Raw genomic sequence first — 4,444 nt, forward strand, 5'->3', positions numbered from 1 at the left:
AGTAGAACGTCCGACGTGAAAGCGAAGTAAAAATCCGGCCGCGACGTGCCGCCGCCGCGTGCGGTCGTCGCGGCGGCGCCGGGCAAGACGCGGCCGCGCCGCTCAGCGGGGCTGCACCGCCACGCCGTGCTTGACGGTGAAACGGATGCGCGTGGTGTTGCGGATGTCGGCGAGCGGATCGGCGTCGAGCACGACGAGGTCGGCGGCCTTGCCGATCTCCAGTGTCCCCTGGTCGGCGAGGCCCAGCGCCGCGGCACCGTTGCGCGTCGCGGCGACCAGCGCCTGCGCCGGCGTGAAGCCGGCGTGTTCGACGAGCAGGGCCAGCTCGTCGTGGGTATGCGGCAGGGCGTCCTCGTCGCGCGGCTCGAACCAGTCGGTGCCGGTGGTCACGCGCACACCGGCCAGCCGCGCCTGCCGGGTCGCCGCCGCCCCCCAGGCGAAGGCCGCATCGGTCCAACTCGTATCCATCTGGCCGGGCGCGTAGTTCTTCATCTCGCGATAGACATACAAGGTCGCGTCGAGGAAGGTGCCGCGCTCGGCCATCTGTCGGTACAGCGCGCGCAGGCGCGGATGATCCGCCGCCGTGGTGGACCAGGCGCCGCTGATGCGCCGGCCGTAGTCGGCCGGCACCGTGTCGGCCGCTTCCCATACGAGGTACGGCGCATGCGACAGCGAGCCGACGCCGGCCTTCACCAGATCGCTCGGCCGCGCCGGAAACACCGTCGCGTGCGCGGTGGTCAGCAGGCCCTGACGCGTCGACTCGCGGATCAGTGCGGCGGCCAATGCCGGCGTCAGGTCGCCGTAGACCTTGACGTTGCGCGCGCCGCTGCCGCGCGCTTCGGCGACGGCCAGGCGCAGGTCGGTATGCGCGTCGATCTGGCGCGCCCACGACGCCTGACCCGGCGGACGCCCCGGCGCCATCTCGGCCGTCGGTCCGCCCTGGAAGATCGCCGGTCCGCCGAACAGGGCGCTGTAGACGAGACTCGGGCCGGTCCAGCCGCGCGTCGCGCCGAGTCGTTCGATCTCGGCCAGCGCACGCGCGTCGCCGGCGAGATCGCGCACGGCCGTGACGCCGCCGCGCAAGGCGCCGAGCAGCACGCGTTCGCTCTTGCGCGGATCCGGATAGCGCGTGACGTGGACGTGGGTGTCGACGAGTCCCGGCATGACCCAGGCGCCGTTCAGGCCGATGCGCGTCCAGCGTGCATCGGCTTCGGCGGCCGGACGCGTGCCCGCGTCGTCGATCGCGACGATGACGCCGTCGCGCGCGAGCAGCGATTTCACCGCGCGAGGCGGCACATCGGTGCCGTCGATCAAGGTGAAGTCGGTCAGCTCGAGATAGTCGGCCGCCGGTGCGGCCGCGGTCGCGGCCAGCCAGACGACGATGCCTCCGATCAATGCCCGCATGCGTTTCTCCCCTGCCCCAGCCGCGACTGTATTCGCGCGTTCTGCTCTGGTCCGGTCCGGCACAACAGCCGACGCGAGAACTGCGCTGCGCACGCCTTCGGTCCCGCACTAGCGTCGACCGGCCGGCTGGCCACGCGACCGCGCGGACACTAGCATGCCCGTCGGCGCCGCCGCGCACCCGCCGCGCATGTTGCAACGGCGGCGTATTGGCCATAGGCGATTCGGACACTACACGCATGCGCCACTTCGCCCTCGCGATCTGCCTGCTCCTGCCGCTCGGCGCTTGCCGCAGCCTGCCGCCCGCGGCCTGCGCGCGCGGCGACAGCGCGGTGATCGAAGACCGTCTGTTCTTCGGCCTGTCGCGCCCCGACGGCACGACGATCGCCGAAGCCCAGTGGCAGGCCTTCCTGCGCGACGAAGTGACGCCGCGCTTTCCGCAGGGGCTCACCGTCGTCGACGCCAGCGGCCAATGGCGCAATGCCGACGGCTCGCTGAGCCGCGAGGCCTCGCGCGTACTGACCCTCGCGCACGCGGACGACGCAGCGAACGAGGCCGCCGTCGTCGCGATCGTGCAGGCCTACAAGCGCGCGTTCGACCAGGAAGCCGTGCTGCGCCTGAAGCAGGCCGCTTGCGCGAGCTTCTGAGTGTCCGCCGGGGGGCTGCCGACTCCACCCATGACAGAACTGTCCGGAGCGATTGCATGCGAACCCTGCCGGCGCCGGCGGCGCTGCTGATCGACTTCGACGGCGTGCTGCGCCGCTGGCCGGCCGACGACGCGCTCGAGCGCCGTCACGGCCTGCCCGCCGGCAGCCTGCGCGAGATCGCATTCGATCCGCCGCTGGTCGCCGCGCTCGTCGAAGGCCGCATCGACGACGCGGCCTGGCGCACGCAGACCGCGCAGAGGCTGCGGGACCGACACCCGGCGGCCGACGTCGCCGGCGCGCTCGCGCAGTGGTCGGCCGGCATCGGCGAAATCGACCGCGACCTGCTCGCGCTGCTCGACGCGAGCGCGACCGCGCGCCGCGTGCTCGTCTCCAACGGCAGCACGCGGCTGCGCGGCGATCTCGCCGCACACGGCCTCGACGCGTACTTCCATGCCGTAGTCAATTCCAGCGAGATCGGCGTCGCGAAGCCTGCCGCCGCGTTCTTCGCCGCGGCACTGAGCGCGGCCGGCGTCGACGCTGCGCAGGCCGCGTTCATCGACGACAGCGCCGGCCACGTCGCCGCGGCGGCGGCGCTGGGTCTGCGCGCGCACCGGTACGTCGACCTGGCCGGCGCGCGCGCGTTCCTGCGGGACTGCGGCCTGATTCCGTCGGACTGACCCTGGGGCGCTTGACGCCGGCGGCGTCGTGCGCGACGATCCATAACCATACGGTTATCTAACTCCAAGGTTATCCATGAACGCCGCTGCCCGCCTCGATGCGACTTTCGCCGCACTCGCCGATCCGACGCGCCGCGCGATCCTCGCGCGCCTCGCGCTCGGCGACGCGACGGTCGGCGAACTCGGCGAACCGTTCGCGATGAGCCAGCCGGCCATCTCCAAGCACCTGCGCGTGCTCGAGCTCGCCGGCCTGATCAGCCGCGGCCGCGATGCGCAGCGCCGGCCCTGCCACATCGAAGCCGCGCCGCTGGCAGAAGCCAACGCCTGGCTCGAACGCTACCGGCGGCTCTGGGAAGCCCGTTTCGACGACCTCGACCGCCTGCTCGAGGAAATGAAGGCCGCCGAGAAACCCGCGCGCAAGCCGCGCGCGCGCCGCAAGTCCTGATGCATCCGTTCCGCCCCTCTACCCACGGAGAACCCCCATGCACCGTTCCGGCACCCTGCAGATCAGCCTGCCCAGCGACACCGAAATCCTCATGACGCGCGTGTTCGACGCGCCGCGGCGGCTGGTCTTCGCCGCGCTGACCCAGCCTGACCTGCTGCGCCGCTGGTTCGGCGGTCCGCCGGGCTGGCGCCTGGACGTCTGCGAACTCGACGCGCGCGTCGGCGGCAAGTACCGCTACGTCTGGGTCGGCAGCAACGGCGAAGTCATGGGCATGGGCGGCACCATCCTCGAATTCGTCGCGCCCGAACGCATGGTCGCCGACGAGCACTATGACCAGGCCTGGTACGAGGGCCAGGGCGTCTCCTCGATCGTGCTGACCGAGCAGGCCGGCCAGACGACCCTGCGCCTGACCGTGCGCTACGACTCCAAGGCCGTCCGCGATCACGTGCTGAGCTTCCCGGCCACCACCGGCGTCGAAATGGGCTACGACCGCCTGGCCGACTGGCTGGCCGGCGCCGAAGCCGAGGCCGCACTGGCCAGGCTGGACTGACACGGCGGCGCCGCGGCCGGAACCCACGCCTGCAGCGGCGCGGAAACCTGCCGGCTGCGGCGCAGCGCGTCGCGGCTCGCCCTCTCCTCCCGGCTGTATGCGCCGCTGGAGAGGGCCTACCGCCGTGGCGCCAAATTGAATTTTCTGACGAATATTCAACGTCCGTTATCGCGACTCCTCACACGACGGAATTCCCATGAACGAATCCGCTTCGCCACCCCGTCCGCTGCGCAGCGTCGCCGCCGTCGTGCTCGGCCTGCTCGCGGCCGTCGCGCTGTCGCTCGTCGCCGACCTGCTGCTGCGCGCGAGCGGCCTGTTCCCGCCGGCCGATCAGCCCCTGAGCGACCCCCAGTTCGCGCTGGCCGCGGCCTATCGCACCGTGTTCGCCGCAGTCGGCGGCTACGTCGCGGCGCAGCTCGCGCCGCGGCGACCGCGGCGTCATGCGCTGGTCCTCGGCGGCATCGGCCTGCTGCTGGCCCTGCTCGGCCTGATCGCGAGCCACGGCCGAAGCCCCGGATTCGGCCCGGCGTGGTATCCGCTGAGCCTGGTCCTGACGGCCTTGCCGGCGACCTGGGCCGGCGCAACACTGCAGGCCCGCCGCCGCCGAGGATGACGTCCATGGCCACAGCCGCCCGCCGCGCGCGCCCGTCGACGGCAGTACCCGCCGCAAGCGCGTCGACCGACGTCGCGGCGCGCTGCACGGCGGCGATCGCCGCGCTGACGT

Annotated in this window: 6 protein-coding genes; 5 read left to right on the forward strand and 1 reads right to left on the reverse strand. The window is 72.3% G+C overall.

What is annotated here, in order from left to right:
• Positions 1-102 precede the first annotated feature (102 nt).
• Positions 103-1,404 (reverse strand): amidohydrolase family protein, encoded by a 1,302-nt coding sequence (locus NON22_RS20770; RefSeq protein ID WP_257388892.1) that lies wholly within the window; start codon positions 1,402-1,404, stop codon positions 103-105.
• 236 nt (positions 1,405-1,640) lie between these two features.
• On the opposite strand from NON22_RS20770, the gene NON22_RS20775 reads away from it, so the two are divergent.
• From NON22_RS20775 to NON22_RS20795, 5 genes are all read left to right on the forward strand, one after another.
• Positions 1,641-2,048: a DUF3574 domain-containing protein gene (locus tag NON22_RS20775; RefSeq protein ID WP_257388893.1), complete on the forward strand. Its 408-nt coding sequence runs from the start codon at positions 1,641-1,643 to the stop codon at positions 2,046-2,048.
• Positions 2,049-2,104: 56 nt separating this feature from the next.
• A complete protein-coding gene (locus tag NON22_RS20780; RefSeq protein ID WP_257388894.1) occupies positions 2,105-2,725 on the forward strand; it encodes an HAD-IA family hydrolase in 621 nt (206 codons plus the stop codon).
• Positions 2,726-2,801: 76 nt separating this feature from the next.
• Complete coding sequence (locus NON22_RS20785) at positions 2,802-3,170, forward strand: ArsR/SmtB family transcription factor (protein ID WP_257388896.1); 369 nt, start codon at positions 2,802-2,804, stop codon at positions 3,168-3,170.
• A gap of 37 nt (positions 3,171-3,207) precedes the next feature.
• A complete protein-coding gene (locus NON22_RS20790; protein ID WP_257388897.1) occupies positions 3,208-3,720 on the forward strand; it encodes an SRPBCC family protein in 513 nt (170 codons plus the stop codon).
• A 196-nt stretch (positions 3,721-3,916) separates the two neighbouring features.
• Entirely contained in the window at positions 3,917-4,333 is a 417-nt protein-coding gene (locus NON22_RS20795; protein ID WP_257388898.1) for a hypothetical protein, read from the forward strand.
• The last annotated feature ends 111 nt before the right edge of the window (positions 4,334-4,444 follow it).

This window comes from Tahibacter caeni (assembly GCF_024609805.1).
In the GTDB taxonomy this organism is placed as follows: domain Bacteria; phylum Pseudomonadota; class Gammaproteobacteria; order Xanthomonadales; family Rhodanobacteraceae; genus Tahibacter; species Tahibacter caeni.

Excerpts from the sequence above, each read along its gene's own strand:
- NON22_RS20780 (WP_257388894.1), top strand. The coding sequence starts at position 2,105 with ATGCGAACCCTGCCGGCGCCGGCGGCGCTGCTGATCGACTTCGACGGC.
- NON22_RS20795 (WP_257388898.1), top strand. The coding sequence starts at position 3,917 with ATGAACGAATCCGCTTCGCCACCCCGTCCGCTGCGCAGCGTCGCCGCC.
- NON22_RS20790 (WP_257388897.1), top strand. The coding sequence starts at position 3,208 with ATGCACCGTTCCGGCACCCTGCAGATCAGCCTGCCCAGCGACACCGAA.
- NON22_RS20785 (WP_257388896.1), top strand. The coding sequence starts at position 2,802 with ATGAACGCCGCTGCCCGCCTCGATGCGACTTTCGCCGCACTCGCCGAT.
- NON22_RS20775 (WP_257388893.1), top strand. The coding sequence starts at position 1,641 with ATGCGCCACTTCGCCCTCGCGATCTGCCTGCTCCTGCCGCTCGGCGCT.
- NON22_RS20770 (WP_257388892.1), bottom strand. The coding sequence starts at position 1,404 with ATGCGGGCATTGATCGGAGGCATCGTCGTCTGGCTGGCCGCGACCGCG.